The sequence below is a fragment of the Neptunicoccus cionae genome (assembly GCF_014643735.1).
In the GTDB taxonomy this organism is placed as follows: domain Bacteria; phylum Pseudomonadota; class Alphaproteobacteria; order Rhodobacterales; family Rhodobacteraceae; genus Amylibacter; species Amylibacter cionae.
In genome coordinates, this window is record NZ_BMKA01000001.1 from 134,893 (window position 1) to 149,539 (window position 14,647).

A 14,647-nucleotide genomic window follows, 5' to 3' on the forward strand; every position below is an offset into this window, starting at 1 on the left:
TCCTGTCTCTCCTATGCGCCCAGAGTCTGGCGGGCGATGATGACTTTTTGAACGTCGGATGCACCTTCGTAGATCCGCAGTGCCCTGATTTCGCGGTAGAGCTTTTCCACCGTTTCACCGGAGCGAACCCCGTCGCCGCCATGAAGCTGCACCGCAGCGTCGATGACTTTTTGGGCCTGATCGGTGGAAAACAGCTTGGCCATCGCGGCTTCACGGGTGATGCGCGGGGCGCCGCTGTCCTTGGTCCATGCGGCGCGGTAGATCAGCAGGGCGCTGGCATCTACATCGACGGCCATATCCGCAATATGCCCCTGCACCAGTTGCAGATCGAACAGGGGCGCGCCCTGAACGTGTCGGCTGGTCACGCGAGCAAGGGATTCATCAAGCGCTCGGCGGGCAAACCCCAGTGCCGCCGCCGCCACGGTGGAGCGGAACACATCCAGCACCGACATGGCAATCTTAAAGCCCTCGCCGCTGTTGCCGATCATCGCTGACTTTGGAATCCGGCAATCGGTAAACCGCAGGGTGGCCAACGGATGGGGTGCGATGGTTTCCAACCGTTCAGCCACTTCAAATCCGGCGGTGTTGGCAGGTACGATGAACGCCGAAAGCCCCTTAGCACCCGGCGCATCGCCGGTGCGGGCGAACACTGTGTAGACATCCGCAATGCCGCCGTTGGAAATCCACGTTTTCTCGCCGTTCAAGACGTAGTCATCGCCGTCCAGCGTCGCCGTCATGCTGGAGCTGGCCACATCGGAGCCGGATTGGGGTTCGGTCAGGGCAAAGGCGGAGATCGCTTCGCCCTTGCGGGTTTTGCTTAGCCATTCGGATTTCTGAGCGTCAGACCCGAACAGGGAAATCGCGCCAGTGCCAAGCCCTTGCATCGCAAAGGCAAAATCCGCCAGCCCGTCATGGCGGGCAAGGGTTTCGCGGATCAGACAGAGCGTGCGGACGTCCAAAGGCGCATCCGTCTGCGGATCAACAGCCGAATGGGTCAGCCAGCCGCCTTTGCCCAGTGCCGCGACGATGGAACGACAGGCGTCGTCGGTGTCCGAATGATCAATAGCGGCCAGATGCTCTGTCGCCCATGCGTCCAGGTTGGCGGCCAAATTACGGTGGCGGTCTTCAAAGAAGGGCCAGTTCAAGAAGGTTTTGTCTGCCATCAGTTGCCCTCAAACACGGGTTTTTCCTTGGCAACAAAGGCGTTGAAGGCGCGTTCAAAATCGGCGGTCTGCATGCAGATGGCTTGCGCCTGTGCCTCGGCTTCAATCGCCTGTTCGATGGACATGGACCATTCCTGCGCCAGCATTGTTTTGGTCATCATGTTGCCGAAGTTCGGCCCCGCTGCGATCCGGCTCGCCATTTTTTCTGCGGCTGCGTCCAGTTCGTCAGCTGGAACAACCGAATTGTAAAAGCCCCAGTTGGCCCCTTCTTCCGCATTCATCGACCGCCCCGTGTAAAGCAGTTCTGCCGCTCGGCCCTGTCCAATAATGCGGGGCAGGATCGCACAAGCGCCCATGTCACACCCCGCCAGCCCAACACGGGTAAACAGGAAGGCGCATTTGGCTTCCGGTGTGGCAATCCGCAGGTCCGATGCCATGGCGATGATCGCACCAGCCCCTACGCAAACCCCGTCAATCGCCGCAATCACCGGCTTGCCGCAGTTCACAATCGCTTTGACCAGATCGCCGGTCATGCGGGTGAAAGCCAGCAGTTCCTTCATGCTCATCTTTGTCAGCGGGCCGATAATGTCATGCACATCACCACCGGACGAAAAATTACCGCCGTTCGAGGCAAAGACAACCGCGTTTACGTCATCCGCATAGACCAGATCGCGGAACCAGTCGCGCAGTTCGGCATAGCTGTCAAAGGTTAGCGGGTTCTTGCGTTCGGGCCGGTCCAGCGCGATTGTCGCGATACCATCCTCGATCTCGCATTTGAAATGTTTCACGTCAGTGCGCATGGTCATTGTTTCTTCTCCCGAAGGCTTGTTTCCAGTTGTTCCAGCCGGTTCCCGATATTGGCTGCGTCCTGCGCGCCAAATTCGCCAAGCATCTCGTTGATCCAGCTTTCATGAGCAGCGGCCTGTGCCGCAAATTCTTTTTCGCCGCGTTCTGTCAGGCGCACCTGCCACGCGCGGCGGTCGTTCGGTACGGCGACCCGCACCAGAAACCCGTCTTCTACCAGTCGATCCACGATGCCAGTGACGTTGCCGTTAGACACCCGCAAAACCTCGGAAAGCTGGCTCATCTTCAGCCCGTCGGAATAGCGCGACAGGGCGGCCATCACATCGAAACGGGGCAGGGTAGAGGCGAACTCTCGTCGCAGGTTGTCCCTGATCTGGCTTTCTATCGCGCGGCTGGCCTTAAGAAAGCGCAACCACAGGCGCAACCGTTCCTTAGAGGCCGGATCATCCGGTAAAATGGGGGAAGGCGCGCTCATATCTCGCCCCCCGACAGGCTGAGCGTGTGGCCATTTACGGAACGCGCCCCGTCCGAGCACAACCAAAGCGCCGTGCTCGCCACCTCATCGGTTTGGATAAAACGGCGTTGCGGATTGGTCTTTTGCAGAGATTTTATTGCTTGCTCGCGGGGCATTCCGGTTGTCTCCACGATGTTCTCTACGGAACGCTCCAGCAGCGGGGTTTCCACGAAACCGGGGCAGATCGCATTCACCGTGATCCCCGTTGCTGCCAGTTCCAGCGAAAGCGCGCGGGTCAGCCCCACCACCGCGTGTTTTGCAGCACAATAGCCCGCCACATAAGGATAGCCTTTCAACCCCGCCGTCGATGCAATGGCGATCATGCGCCCTTCGCCCGCGGCTTTCATATCGGGCAGAACCGCCTGCCACAGGTGAAACACGCCTGCCAGATTAACATCGGTCATGGCGTGTAAATCTGCGCTGGTCATCTTTGCAAAGGGTTTGCTGAGCGCGGCACCCGCATTGGCAATCGCAACCGTAACGGGGCCGTTTTCTTTGCGGGCGGCATTGATAGCGTCTTCTACCGAAGCAACGTCGGTCACATCGCAAATCTGATAGGGCAGGCCTTGCGCTTTTAACGGCGCTTCGCTGCGCCCGAGGATGGTGACTTTTGCACCCTTACTGGCAAAGGCTTGCGCGATTTCCGCGCCAACGCCCGTGCCGCCACCGGATATAACAACGTGCTGCTGGGTCATACCTTGCCCACCATTTCCGCCTGCCGGTCCGCCAGACGCCAGTGCTGGTCACGTCCTGCGTCATAGGGCTGTGGCCAGTTTTCCTGACGATCACCGATGTCTGTCGCAGCATGTAGCGTCCAGTAAGGGTCCGCGAGATGGGGCCGCGCGAGGCACACCAGATCGGCCCGTCCTGCCATCAGGATGGAATTGACGTGGTCGGGTTCATAAATGTTGCCCACGGCCATCGTTTTGATCCCCGCTTCGTTGCGGATGCGATCGGAAAACGGGGTCTGGAACATACGGCCATAGACCGGTTGCGCCTCGGTCGAGGTCTGACCGGCGGAGACGTCAATAATATCGGCGCCAGCGCCTTCAAACATCTGCGCGATCTGCACAGCCTCGTCAGGGGTGACGCCATCATCGCCTGCCCAATCGTTCGCCGAAATCCGCACCGCCATCGGTTTTTCCGCAGGCCAGACGGCCCGCATCGCCGCAAACACCTCAAGCGGGTAGCGCATCCGGTTTTCCAGCGACCCGCCGTATTCATCGGTTCGGATGTTGGACAGGGGCGAGATATAGGAAGAGATCAGATACCCGTGGGCCGCGTGCAGTTCGATCATGTCAAACCCCGCAGCCTGCGCCATTTCTGCCGCGGCAACGAACTGGTCCCGCACCATATCCATGTCTGCGCGGGTCATCGCCTGCGGCGTTGCATTTCCATCGGACCACGGAATGTCTGACGCGGACAGGACCGGCCAGTTGTCGCTTTCAAGCGGCTGATCCATGCCTTCCCAGCCCACGCGGGTCGATCCCTTGCGCCCCGAATGGCCGATCTGACAGCAGGTCTTCGCATCGGTCTCGCCGTGGATGAAATCATTCAGCCGTTGCCACGCGGCCTGATGCTCCGGCGCATAAAGACCTGGACAGCCCGGTGTAATCCGGCCCTCGGGCGACACGCAGGTCATCTCCGTATAAACCAGCCCCGCGCCGCCCTTGGCGCGTTCGCTGTAATGGATCAGGTGCCAGTCGGTCGGGCAGCCGTCCACGGCCTTATATTGCGCCATCGGTGACACAACGATGCGGTTTTTCAAGTGCATATCGCGCAGTTGGAACGGCGCGAACATCGGTGCACGGGGCGGGGTGGTCTCTGCGCCGCCTGCCTGTTTTTGGAACCATGCCTCGGCAGAGGCCAGCCAGTTTGGGTCCCGCTCGCGCAGGTTTTCATGGCTGATCCGTTGGGATCGGGTCAGCAAGGAATAGTTCAGCTGCACAGGGTCCAGATGCAGATAACGTTCCACATCCTCAAACCACTCAACCGAATTGCGGGCCGCAGATTGCAGGCGCAGCACTTCCAGCCTGCGCTGATCCTGATATTTATCAAAAGCGGCGTCGAGATCAAGTTCTCCGGTGATATATTCCGCCAGTTCTATCGCGCTTTCCAAGGCCAGCTTGGTGCCCGACCCGATGGAAAAATGCGCCGTGGCAGAGGCATCGCCCAGCAGGACGACATTCTCATGGCTCCAGTTTTCGCAGAGCACGCGGGGGAAGCGTATCCACGCCGAGCCGCGAATGTGGTTGGCGTTGGTCATCAACGCATGGCCGCCCAGATGGTCCTTGAAAATGTCCTCGCAGATTTTGATGCTGGCCTGCTGGTCGATGTCGCCAAACCCGTAGGCATCAAAAGTGTCCTGAGAACATTCAACGATAAAAGTCGCGGTGTCGTCGTTGAATTGATAGGCATGGGCCCAGACCCAGCCTTTGTCCGTTTCCTCAAAAATAAAGGTAAAGGCATCATCGAATTTCTGGTGAGTGCCGAGCCAGACAAACTGGCAGGTGCGCAGGTCGATATCTGGCTTGAACGTATCGGCAAACTCCATCCGCGTTTTGGAATTCAGCCCGTCAGCAGCCACAACCACATCATATTCGGACTGATAGGCGGCGGCGGATTTCACCTCGGTTTCAAATCGCAGGTCAACGCCAAGTGCGCGAGCCCGTTCCTGAAGGATCAGCAGCAGCCGCTGCCGCCCGATGCCGCAAAACCCGTGGCCGGTGGACAGCATCTTCTGCCCCTGATGGTGCACTGCGATATCGTCCCAATAGGCGAAATGCTTGCGAATTTCAGCGGCGGAATCCGGATCGTTCGCGTGCAGATTGTCGAGCGTTTCGTCCGACAAAACCACGCCCCAGCCGAAAGTGTCATCCAGCTTGTTGCGCTCCATCAGCACCACCTCTGCCAAAGGCTGGCGCAGCTTCATGGAAATCGCAAAATAGAGACCGGCGGGTCCACCACCCAAAACAGCTATACGCATCCGATATGTCGTCCTCTCTGAGGGTCAGCACCGAGGCGCTGGATACAGGAAGGCTAGGATGAGTCGCGATTTCGTTCAAGTAAAAATATTTTAAGGTTGAAGTAAGTGGGTGATAGGATGTTAACCATTTTGCGGTTTTGTATTCGCATGGTGAACTACCGAAGGCCTAAAATTGCCGGTGCGACTGTGTTTGTAACCGTTGTGCTCGCTCATCGTGGCGAGGATATTCTGGTGCGATACATTGATGTTTTGCGCGGTGCGGTTCGGCAGACACTCAGAGCGCAACCTTTTGGTATGGATGCCTTTGTTGTGCTACCGGATCACTTCCACTGTGTGATAACCCTGCCTGACGGAGATGCGGATTATGCGCGGCGGATTGGTGCGATTAAGGCGCGGTTTGTTATGGGGATTCGCAAGGTTGGGTATGTTCCGCCGCTGGATGTGCCGGTTGTATCGCGGGGGCGGTTTGCCGGGCTGAAGCCCGGTCTACGGCTTGAAAAGCGGGAGGTTGGGGTTTGGCAGCGGCGATTTTGGGAACATCACATCCGCGACGAGCGGGATTATCGTAACCACTTGCGGTATTGCTGGAACAATCCGGTCAAGCACGGGTACGTTACGCGGGCCAAGGATTGGCCGTCTTCGTCATACCACCGCGACAATGGGTAGGTCGGGCTTCAGCCCGACCAATAAACGCAAAATAGTGTCGGGCTGAAGCCCGACCTACGGTATTACCGTGTGAACTTCTTGTATTTCACGCGGGTTGGTTCCAGCGCATTTGGTCCCAAGCGGCGGATTTTGTCTTCTTCGTAATCCGCAAAGTTGCCTTCAAACCATTCCACGTGGGCCTCGCCCTCGAATGCCAGAATATGCGTACAGATCCGGTCAAGGAAGAAACGGTCGTGGGAAATCACCACCGCGCAGCCTGCGAAATCCACCAGCGCGTCTTCAAGGGCGCGCAGGGTTTCCACGTCAAGGTCGTTGGTCGGTTCGTCAAGCAGCAGCACGTTGCCGCCTTCGCGTAGCAGTTTGGCCAGATGCACGCGGTTGCGTTCCCCGCCTGACAGCAGGTTCATGGTCTTTTGCTGGTCGCCGCCTTTGAAGTTGAATGCCGAGCAATAGGCCCGCGCGTTCATTTCCGCGTCACCCAGTTTGATGATGTCCTGAGAATCCGAAATCTCGGCCCAGACGGTTTTTGTGTCGTCCAGATTGTCGCGGGACTGGTCAACGTAGGACAGTTTCACGGTGTCGCCGTAAGTGACCTCGCCGCTGTCGGGTTGTTCCTGACCAGTCAACATTTTGAACAGTGTGGATTTACCTGCACCGTTGGGGCCGATCACGCCCACAATGCCACCCGGTGGCAGGGAGAACGACAGGTTCTCTACAAGGAGTTTATCGCCGTAGGCTTTGGAGAGGTTCTCCACCTCGATCACTTTGCCACCCAAGCGCGGGCCGTTTGGAATGACAATCTGTGCGCGGCTGATTTTTTCGCGTTCTGACTGGTTCGCCAGATCGTTATAGGCGTTGATCCGTGCTTTTTGTTTGGCCTGACGCGCCTTGGCGCCTTGGCGAATCCACTCAAGTTCCCGCTCCAGTGTTTTCTGGCGGGTCTTGTCGTCTTTTGCTTCATGGGCCAGACGTTTGGCTTTTTGTTCCAACCAAGAGGAATAGTTGCCCTCATAGGGGATGCCGCGACCACGGTCGAGTTCGAGAATCCAGGAGGTAATATCGTCGAGGAAGTAGCGGTCGTGGGTGACGATCAGGATGGTGCCCTTGTAATCCATCAGGTGCTTTTGCAGCCAAGCGATTGTTTCGGCATCAAGGTGGTTGGTCGGTTCGTCAAGCAGCAGCATGTCTGGCGCTTCGAGCAGCAGTTTACACAAGGCCACGCGACGGGCTTCACCACCGGACAGGGAAGACACAGCAGCGTCATCAGGCGGACAGCGCAAGGCCTCCATCGCGATGTCGATGCTGGCGTCCAGATTCCACAGGTCCTGGGCGTCGATCTGGTCTTGCAACTCGCCCATACGCTCGGCTGTTTCATCCGAGTAGTTCATCGCCAGATCGTTGTATTCGTCCAGAATGGCCTTTTTGTCGGCCACTGCCAGCATCACGTTTTCACGCACGTTCAGGCTCTCGTCCAGCTTGGGTTCCTGTGGCAGATAGCCGACTTTGGCGCCTTCTGCGGACCAAGCCTCGCCGGTGAAATCCTTGTCGAGTCCGGCCATGATCTTCATCAGCGTGGATTTACCCGAGCCGTTGACGCCAACCACACCGATTTTTACACCGGGGAGGAAGGACAGGCGGATGTTCTCAAAGCATTTCTTGCCGCCCGGATAGGTTTTGGACACGCCGTCCATGTGGTAAACGTATTGGTAAGAAGCCATCTGATCGCCCTTGCTACTGGTATCTGTCGTTTCGGTGTTCTTATCGAAGCGGGGCTTAGGGGGCAATGGGCGGGGTCGTGCTTTGTGGGTGTCGTGCTTTGTGGTTGTCGCGTTTAAAGGGGGCGGCTTTGTCCGGCTTGCGTGCAGTTTCGCTGGAAACGGGCGGCGTTATCCCGTAACCACGCGGGCAATGTATATATTACAGCATCATATCGCGCGATCTGCGCTGGTTCTATTGGCGCTTTGTCTGTTGTCAGCGGCGGCGCAGGCACAAGAGCCGCGCCGCGTGGAAACGGCGATTTGGGATCGGGTGAACACAAAGGCAATTACGGGGGGCCGGATATTGTTTAAAGGGCAGGAGATGCTGTTGGAAAACCTGACGTGTCCGGATGTGGATAAAACCGCCGGTCGGGATGCCAAGGCTTTGATGAACACCTTCCTGCGCCGCGCGGGACATTTTGAATGCGACGTTGTGGAGTTGCCGGACAGCCGCCTGCGGGGGCGCTGCACGGTGGCAGAACGGCGCGGGCTGAAGGGCAGGAACCTTTCAACCGGTATGGTGCAAAGCGGGTTATGTCACGCAGGCGACCGCACGAAAGGTCAGAACACGTGACGAAACAGGCGCATTTTCCTTTGGCGACTGCTGGCCAGCGTATCGGGCTTCTTGGCGGTTCCTTTGATCCGCCCCATCAGGGACATTTGCACATCTCGCGCTGGGCGCTGAAGTCTTTCGGGCTGGACCGGGTGTGGTGGATGGTCAGTCCGGGCAATCCGTTAAAGGCGCGCGGCCCTGCGTCAATGGGGCGGCGGCTGGAAGCCTGTCGCGCCCTCGCGGATGATCCGCGCATGGTTGTCACGGATATAGAATCGCACCTTGGGACCCGCTACACGGCGGCCACGTTGCAAGCCCTGCTGCCCCGCTATCGCGGTGCGCGGTTTGTCTGGTTGATGGGCGCGGATAATCTGGCAGAGTTTCATCGCTGGAAGGATTGGGACTGGATCATGGAGGCCCTGCCCATTGGTGTGTTGGGTCGTCCCGGAGAGCAACTGGCCGCGGGGTGTTCTCCGGCTGCAAGGCGCTATCGCAATTACCGCCTGCAGGCCCGCCGCGCCGAAGCACTGCCGTTTCGGGAGGCGCCGTGTTGGTCCTTGCTGACCGGACCAATGGTGCGCCTGTCGAGCACGCAGATCCGTGCGCAGGGGGACTGGCCCACATCTGCAGGGGGCGTGCCAAGCTCTGGCAAAACATCGCCGGAAACCTAGGCCTCCACCTTGTCGGGGCGTGCCTGACGCCCTAAGCTTTGGGGTGAACAAGCCCAGATTAATGTGACCCCTTATATGTTGACCCGTCGTTTCTTTATTACTGCCATGCTGGCCTCCGCTGCGGTTCCTGCACTGGCCTCCGCTCCGCTGACATCTCCGCGTCCCCACCATCGCCCTTTGCGCGGTGCGCAAAAGGTTAAGGCGGCCAGCCCACGCGCTTCGATCGCCGATATTGTGCAAGGGGCCGGTCTGTCTGGCGAAGTCAGCATTTTAGTGTCTGACAGTCAGGGGCGGGTGCTCGAATCCTATACACCGGACAGGGACTTGCCACCGGCCAGTGTTACCAAATCTGTCACCGCCCTTTACGCCCTGCAACATCTGGGAGCAAACCACCGCTTTGCCACCAGCCTGATCACCACCGGTCCGGTGTCCGGTGGTATCGTTCAAGGGGATGTGATCCTTGCAGGGGGCGGTGATCCTCATCTTGATACGGACGGGCTGGCCAGTCTTGCGGACAAGTTGCGTGCGGCGGGTATTACCGGCGTGACGGGGCGCTTTCGCGTTTACAGTGGTGCTTTGCCCTATCAGCAGAGCATCGATCCACAGCAGCCCGATCACGTGGGATATAATCCGGCCGTGTCGGGGCTGAACCTGAACTTCAATCGCGTGTATTTCGAATGGAAACGGCAGGGCAACGGTTATGCCACCACGATGGATGCGCGCACCAACAAGTACCGCCCTGCGGTGCGCGGCATCCGTGTTGGGATTGTGAACCGGCAGGGGCCACTGTTTACCTATAAGAAGTCCACCAAGAACGAGGATTGGACCGTCATGCGCGGTGCTCTTGGCAAAGGCGGCGGGCGCTGGCTGCCTGTGCGGGAGATCGACGCCTATGTGGGTGAAGTGTTCCGCGGTCTGGCGGCGCAAAAAGGCGTGCGCCTTCCCGAAGCCACCTCGACCAACCGGCTGCAAAACGGCACTGTTGTCGCACAGGAAGTCAGCGCGCCGTTGCAGGCTCAGGTAAAGGGGATGCTGAAATATTCCACCAACCTCACCGCCGAGGTCACAGGTCTGGCCACCACACGCAAACGGGGGAGTGCCGTGCGCAATCTGGCCGGTTCCGCGCGGGAGATGAGTAGTTGGGTTGAGAAGGCCTACGGGGTGAATGGGGTGAAGTTTGTGGATCACTCCGGTTTGGGGGATGATTCACGGGTGAACGCACAACAGATGGTGCAAATTTTGGCTCGGTCGGGCTGGAACGGGCCGCTGCGTCCGTTGCTTAAGGAAATAAAACTGGTGAACTCCAAAGGTCGTTCCGCGCCGATTGACGGGGTCACGGTGCTGGCCAAAACCGGTACGCTGAACTTCGCCAGTGCGCTAGCTGGTTTCATTGATGCCCCCAACGGTCAAAAGCTGACCTTTGCGATCTTTACGGCGGATATGAAGCGGCGGTCCCAGATCAGCCGCGCCAATCGGGAACGGCCGGAGGGCGGACGGGCATGGCGTAAGCGGTCTAAGGGGATGCAGCAGAAACTGCTGCGGCACTGGGCGCTGGAATACGGGGTCGGATCGTAGGGGCAGGCGCGCGCGCTACTTGCGCTGTTTTTTCAGTTTTTTGGCCTGACGGATCACTTTGGCGAGTGCCTTGTCCGACGCATTGCGCTGGGCGAGCGCGGCCGTGTTGATCTGATCTTCTGTATGTAGCTTGCGCCAGCGGTCCAGTCGCGGGGCGTCGATTTCGCCGGTTTCAAGGGCGGCGCGAATGGCGCACCCCGGTTCGGTTTCATGGGCACAATCGCGGAATTTGCATTGCTGGGTCAGCGCGTGGATATCCGCAAATAAATCTGCGACACCCGAAGCAGCCTCGGTCAGTTGCAGCTCTCTCATGCCGGGCGTATCCAGCACCGCGCAGCCGTTGGGGATAAAATGTAGCTGCCGCTTGGTGGTGGTGTGACGTCCCTTCGCATCGTCTTCGCGGATCTCTTGCGTCTCAATGCGTAGCGTGCTCGACAGGGCATTCGTCAGGGTGGATTTTCCCACACCGGAAGAACCCAGAAACGCCACCGTTTGTCCCGCCTTACACCACGGCGCCAGCAATTGCGCCGGTTCTTCGCCCCGCGCATCAAGGGTCAGGACCGGCACCAGATCAGAAATGGCCCTGGCGCTGTCCACATATGTTTCCGGCGTGTCGCACAGGTCTGCTTTGGTCAGCACCAGCACCGGCGCAACCCCCGCTTCAAGGGTCAGCGCGATATAGCGTTCCAGCCGCGCCACGTTGAAATCCTGATTGCAAGACGTGACGATAAACGCCGTATCCAGATTGGCCGCAATCAACTGGGCAGAGCGGTCGTGCCCCGCTGCACGGCGCTTCACAAGGCTTTTACGGTCGAGAACCACGCTCGCGGTGGGCAGTTCGCTGTCAAACAACAGCCAGTCCCCGACGGTGGCTTCCGGTCCGGGCGGGATCAGCGCATCGATAGTTTCACCGCGCACCCGCAGCCCGTTGCGGTGGACTTCTGTGACGCGCACCGGCGGCGTCTTTTCCATTTCGTCGGTGTCGGTCTGCTGGGCAAAAAAGTTCTGCCAGCCGAGCCTCGTCAGGGTTAGGGTATCTAAAGTGTTCAGGGGATTATCCGGTGTCATTGGATGTGTTTCATGGTCTGGACCTGTTCGGAACTGCGCGGCAGCAGGGGCGGCGTCAGGTTCCCCATCTGGCAGAACATGAAATCTCCGTTGTTTGCTGGCTGGATTTTAGAAGGCCGCCACAGTTTAGGCAAGCCTGTTACAGTGGGGCCTTCTATGGAGGGATTGTGATGCGCCAAGGGAGGGGAAAGCCAGTTTCGGATTTCCCCAAACTCCGGCAAATTTCTTGATTTAATGTGGTGACTTGGTCAGACCTCTTAAAAAACATCAAGGGAGCCGGAACATGGCGCGTGTTTATTTGAAGAAAGCCGAAAAGACTGCTAAAACGGACAGTGCCTCTGTGCAGCACACGGTGCAAACGATCCTTGATGATATTGAACAGGGCGGCGAGGCAGCGGCCAAAAGCTATGCGCTGAAGTTCGACAAATATGACGGCCCGATGGTTCTGGATGCAGCGGCCATTGCCGCAGCGGCGGATAAAGTTCCGCAAAAGCTGAAAGCCGACATCGCCTTCGCCCATGAAAACATCCGCAAGTTTGCCGAAGCGCAAAGAGGTTCGATGCAGGATTTCGAAATGGAAGTGCGTCCCGGCCTGATCGAAGGCCAGCGGACGATTCCGGTTCGTGCGGCAGGCTGCTATGTGCCGGGCGGGCGTTACTCTCATATTGCCAGCGCGATGATGACTGTGACCACCGCCAAAGTGGCAGGGGTGCAGAATATTAGCGTGTGTTCGCCACCGCAGGGGGATGCAGGGATCGCGCCGGCGATTATCTATGCGGCCCATTTGTGCGGCGCTGATAATATCCTGTCTATGGGCGGCGTGCAGGGTGTTGCCGCCATGACCTTTGGTCTGTTCGATTTGCCCAAGGCGGATATTATCGTCGGGCCGGGGAACCAGTTCGTAGCCGAGGCAAAGCGCATTTTGTTCGGGCGTGTGGGCATCGACATGATCGCAGGACCAACGGACAGCCTAATCCTTGCTGATGGTGCGGCGGATGCGGAAATCGTGGCGGTGGATTTGGTCAGTCAGGCGGAGCACGGCTATAACTCTCCGGTCTGGCTGGTGACGGATGATGAAACACTGGCGAAAACCGTGATGGACCGCGTTCCAGAGCTGATCGCGAATTTGCCGGAACTCAACCGCGAAAACGCAACCGCTGCGTGGCGCGACTATGCCGAGGTGATCATCTGCGCCGACCGTGAAGAAATGGCGGCCACGTCGGATGACTATGCGCCGGAACATCTGACCGTGCAGGCGGCGGATCTTGATTGGTGGCTGGAGCGGTTGCAGTGTTATGGATCGCTGTTTCTGGGGGAGGAGACAACCGTGTCTTACGGGGATAAAGCGTCCGGTACAAACCACGTGCTGCCCACTTCGGGATCGGCGCGCTATACCGGCGGGCTTAGCGTCCACAAGTATATGAAAGTGGTCACATGGCAGCGCGCCACGCGGGACGGGGCCAAGCAGGTCGCCGAGGCCACAGCACGGATTTCACGGTTGGAAGGTATGGAAGGCCACGCCCGCGCCGCCGATGTGCGGTTGCACAAATACTACCCCGACGAGTCCTTTGATCTGAGCGGAACTGCCTGATCATGCGCGCCCTTGTCTATACCGGTCCTCAAACGCTGGAAATGCAGGACAGGACGGATTTGACTGCTACGGGCGATGACAACCTGATCCGCGTGGATGCGGTGGGGATTTGCGGCTCTGACATGCACGCCTATCTTGGCCACGATGAACGCCGTCCCGCGCCGCTGATCCTTGGGCATGAGGCCGCTGGATTGGTGCTTGAAGGGCCAATGGCCGGGCAAAGGGTTACAGTGAATCCGCTGGTCACTTGTGGGACCTGCGGGTTGTGCCAACAGCAGCGCGAGAACCTTTGCACCCACCGACAGATCATTTCTATGGCGCCGCGACAGGGGGCCTTTGCCCAGCAGCTTGTGATGCCGAGCCGGAACCTTGTGCCCGTGCCGGATGCCGTGTCCATCGATTACGCCGCCTTGGCGGAACCGCTGGCGGTGTGCTGGCACGGGGCGCGTTTGGGACAGGAGGCGCTGTTTGGCCCGCTTGATCAGGCACGCTGTCTCGTGCAGGGCGGCGGGGCAATCGGTGTCGGAACTGCCCTTGCGCTGCGGGCGATGGGCGCGAAGGACGTTACCATTGTCGAACCGAACCTGAAGCGCCACACTGTGTTGCAAAGTATCGGGGACTTCGCCGTGCTTGATCCTGCCGGTGTTTCTGGCGCGTTCGATCTGGTGGTGGATTGCGTCGGGATCAGCCACACCCGCCGCGCGGCCAGTGCACTGGTGCAGGCTGGAGGGGTGATCGTGCATATCGGTCTTGGCGATTCAGAACAGGGGCTCGACACCCGCCGCCTGACCTTGCAGGAGATTACCTTTATCGGCACCTACACCTATACCGCGCAGGATTTTCGCGACACGGCGCAGGGGATATACGACGGTATATTCGGTGCGTTGGACTGGGCCGAGCATCGCGCCTTGAAAGATGGCGCTGCGGCCTTTGCAGAGATACTGGACGGCAAGGTCGCCGCCCCCAAAGTCATCCTGCATCCCTATTAATATTGCGCAGCAGGAGCCTGACGGTTAAGCCTGCGGGTCTGACCGCAACCACAGGACATCCGCGATGAGCAAGCAACACTGGATCACGATTTTTGAAGTTGGCGGTTCGGTTCTGGCGATGGTTTATGCGCTGCTGATCGCCTCCAACACCGGAAACGAACTGCTCGGCTTTTCGCTTTTGCTGGTCTCGGCGCTGTTGTTTGCGGCGTGGGGCTATATTGATCGGCGCTGGGCGTTCTTTGCCTTGCAGTTCTTCTACGCCGCTTCGGCAATCATCGGTTTGGTCCGCTGGGCGTGACGCGCGGTTCGG

General features: G+C 58.8%; 14 protein-coding genes. 7 read left to right on the plus strand and 7 right to left on the minus strand.

The genetic code is table 11. The features are described from left to right. Positions 1-11 precede the first annotated feature (11 nt). From IEX10_RS00585 to IEX10_RS00605, 5 genes are read right to left on the minus strand one after another with little or no spacing between them, the layout of a single operon-like run. Entirely contained in the window at positions 12-1,163 is a 1,152-nt protein-coding gene (locus IEX10_RS00585) for an acyl-CoA dehydrogenase family protein (protein ID WP_188669904.1), read from the minus strand. After that, on the minus strand, positions 1,163-1,963 hold the full coding sequence (locus IEX10_RS00590; protein WP_373287416.1) for an enoyl-CoA hydratase family protein: 801 nt from the start codon (positions 1,961-1,963) through the stop codon (positions 1,163-1,165). Before IEX10_RS00590 ends, IEX10_RS00585 begins: the two co-directional genes overlap by 1 nt. 2 nt (positions 1,964-1,965) lie before the next feature. Continuing rightward, positions 1,966-2,442, minus strand: a complete 477-nt coding sequence (locus IEX10_RS00595; protein WP_188669909.1) for a MarR family winged helix-turn-helix transcriptional regulator — start codon at positions 2,440-2,442, stop codon at positions 1,966-1,968. Then, positions 2,439-3,176 (minus strand): SDR family NAD(P)-dependent oxidoreductase, encoded by a 738-nt coding sequence (locus tag IEX10_RS00600; protein WP_188669910.1) that lies wholly within the window; start codon positions 3,174-3,176, stop codon positions 2,439-2,441. Before IEX10_RS00600 ends, IEX10_RS00595 begins: the two co-directional genes overlap by 4 nt. After that, positions 3,173-5,467 (minus strand): bifunctional salicylyl-CoA 5-hydroxylase/oxidoreductase, encoded by a 2,295-nt coding sequence (locus tag IEX10_RS00605; RefSeq protein WP_188669912.1) that lies wholly within the window; start codon positions 5,465-5,467, stop codon positions 3,173-3,175. The genes IEX10_RS00600 and IEX10_RS00605 overlap by 4 nt, the downstream gene beginning before the upstream one ends. Before the next feature lie 147 nt (positions 5,468-5,614). Here IEX10_RS00605 and IEX10_RS00610 point away from each other — a divergent pair, with 147 nt between their 5' ends. Then, complete coding sequence (locus tag IEX10_RS00610; protein WP_188671538.1) at positions 5,615-6,133, plus strand: REP-associated tyrosine transposase; 519 nt, start codon at positions 5,615-5,617, stop codon at positions 6,131-6,133. A 62-nt stretch (positions 6,134-6,195) separates the two neighbouring features. On the opposite strand, the gene ettA is transcribed toward IEX10_RS00610, so the two are convergent. Beyond that, positions 6,196-7,851 (minus strand): energy-dependent translational throttle protein EttA, encoded by a 1,656-nt coding sequence (ettA, locus tag IEX10_RS00615; RefSeq protein ID WP_188669914.1) that lies wholly within the window; start codon positions 7,849-7,851, stop codon positions 6,196-6,198. 190 nt (positions 7,852-8,041) lie between these two features. Here ettA and IEX10_RS00620 point away from each other — a divergent pair, with 190 nt between their 5' ends. The 3 genes from IEX10_RS00620 to dacB all read left to right on the plus strand — a co-directional run bounded on the left by IEX10_RS00620 (position 8,042) and on the right by dacB (position 10,689). Further along, on the plus strand, positions 8,042-8,464 hold the full coding sequence (locus IEX10_RS00620; protein ID WP_188669916.1) for a hypothetical protein: 423 nt from the start codon (positions 8,042-8,044) through the stop codon (positions 8,462-8,464). Further along, complete coding sequence (locus IEX10_RS00625) at positions 8,425-9,114, plus strand: nicotinate-nucleotide adenylyltransferase (protein ID WP_188669918.1); 690 nt, start codon at positions 8,425-8,427, stop codon at positions 9,112-9,114. The genes IEX10_RS00620 and IEX10_RS00625 overlap by 40 nt, the downstream gene beginning before the upstream one ends. Before the next feature lie 75 nt (positions 9,115-9,189). Continuing rightward, positions 9,190-10,689 carry a D-alanyl-D-alanine carboxypeptidase/D-alanyl-D-alanine endopeptidase gene (dacB, locus tag IEX10_RS00630; protein WP_188669921.1) on the plus strand — a complete coding sequence of 500 codons (1,500 nt, stop codon included), beginning with the start codon at positions 9,190-9,192 and terminating at the stop codon, positions 10,687-10,689. Between the two features lie 15 nt (positions 10,690-10,704). On the opposite strand, the gene rsgA is transcribed toward dacB, so the two are convergent. Beyond that, a complete protein-coding gene (gene rsgA / locus IEX10_RS00635; protein ID WP_188669923.1) occupies positions 10,705-11,757 on the minus strand; it encodes a ribosome small subunit-dependent GTPase A in 1,053 nt (350 codons plus the stop codon). 283 nt (positions 11,758-12,040) lie between these two features. Here rsgA and hisD point away from each other — a divergent pair, with 283 nt between their 5' ends. The 3 genes from hisD (at position 12,041) to IEX10_RS00650 (ending at position 14,635) form a co-directional block, all read left to right on the plus strand. Continuing rightward, positions 12,041-13,348, plus strand: coding sequence for a histidinol dehydrogenase (gene hisD / locus IEX10_RS00640; protein WP_188669925.1), 1,308 nt, complete (start codon positions 12,041-12,043; stop codon positions 13,346-13,348). Between the two features lie 2 nt (positions 13,349-13,350). Beyond that, the gene (locus IEX10_RS00645) at positions 13,351-14,337 is read left to right on the plus strand and encodes a zinc-dependent alcohol dehydrogenase (protein WP_188669927.1); all 987 of its coding nucleotides are present in this window, start codon (positions 13,351-13,353) and stop codon (positions 14,335-14,337) included. Between the two features lie 64 nt (positions 14,338-14,401). After that, on the plus strand, positions 14,402-14,635 hold the full coding sequence (locus IEX10_RS00650; RefSeq protein ID WP_188669929.1) for a hypothetical protein: 234 nt from the start codon (positions 14,402-14,404) through the stop codon (positions 14,633-14,635). The last annotated feature ends 12 nt before the right edge of the window (positions 14,636-14,647 follow it).